Source organism: Amycolatopsis thailandensis (assembly GCF_002234405.1).
GTDB classification, from domain to species: Bacteria; Actinomycetota; Actinomycetes; order Mycobacteriales; family Pseudonocardiaceae; genus Amycolatopsis; species Amycolatopsis thailandensis.
The window spans coordinates 1-756 of record NZ_NMQT01000244.1; the positions used below are offsets into that span (position 1 = coordinate 1).

Consider the following 756-nt stretch of genomic DNA (forward strand, 5'->3'; position numbering starts at 1 on the left):
GCCACCGCGGGAGGCGACGACGACGTACGCGTCACCCTCGCGCAACGGCGAGGTCAGCAGCACGGTGCGCGGCTGGCCGGATTTGCGGCCGATGGTGGTCAGCTCCACGACGGTCATCCCGGCGACCTGCCAGCCGGCGCGGCCGCCGCTGACCTTCTGGATGACGCGATGGACGGCGTTCATGGTCTTCAGGGCGAAATCACTGGGCATGCGGAGAAGGCTACTCCGCTTTCATCGAGACTTCGATTCCGTCCAGGAGAACCGCCAGCGAGAGCTCGAAGGCCTCTCTCGCCTCCTGCTCCAGGTAGGACACCGTCTCGTCCTCCATCCGGAACGCCTGTTCGCCCTCCATCCAGGTCAGCGTCGGGAACCGTTCGGCGAAGTCCGGCGAGACCTCCCGCAGATGCGCGGACCGCGCGTACCACCACTCGTCGTCGGACTGCCCCGTCGCCTTTTCGGCCTGCCGCGCCTCGGAAGCCGTCCTCGCGGGCTCGCGCACGCACGAGTACAGCGCGCTGACCAGCCTCCGCAGCATCACCGGGCCCAGTCCGGTCCGGCGCAGGATCTTCACCAGCGCCTCCAGCACGACGTACTCGTTCGGCCCGAGCACCGGCCGGGCCTGCGAGATCTGCAAGACCCAGGGATGGCGCAGGTAGAAGGCCCAGAGGTCCTCCGCCCAGCGCGTGACGTCGGCCCGCCAGCCGCCTTCGCCATGGGAGACCGGAAGCTCGGCGAGCGCCTTGTCGTACATGAGAT

2 protein-coding genes are annotated in these 756 nt (G+C 68.7%); both read right to left on the minus strand.

The window, feature by feature from the left end; all coding sequences use genetic code 11:
* Nucleotides 1–210, minus strand: a 210-nt coding sequence (locus CFP71_RS41990) for a nitroreductase/quinone reductase family protein (protein WP_143267285.1), incomplete at its 3' end; no start/stop codon positions are given.
* Between the two features lie 10 nt (nucleotides 211–220).
* Nucleotides 221–756 (minus strand): TetR/AcrR family transcriptional regulator C-terminal domain-containing protein (locus tag CFP71_RS41995; protein ID WP_093939418.1); only part of this gene is annotated, 536 nt, incomplete at its 5' end.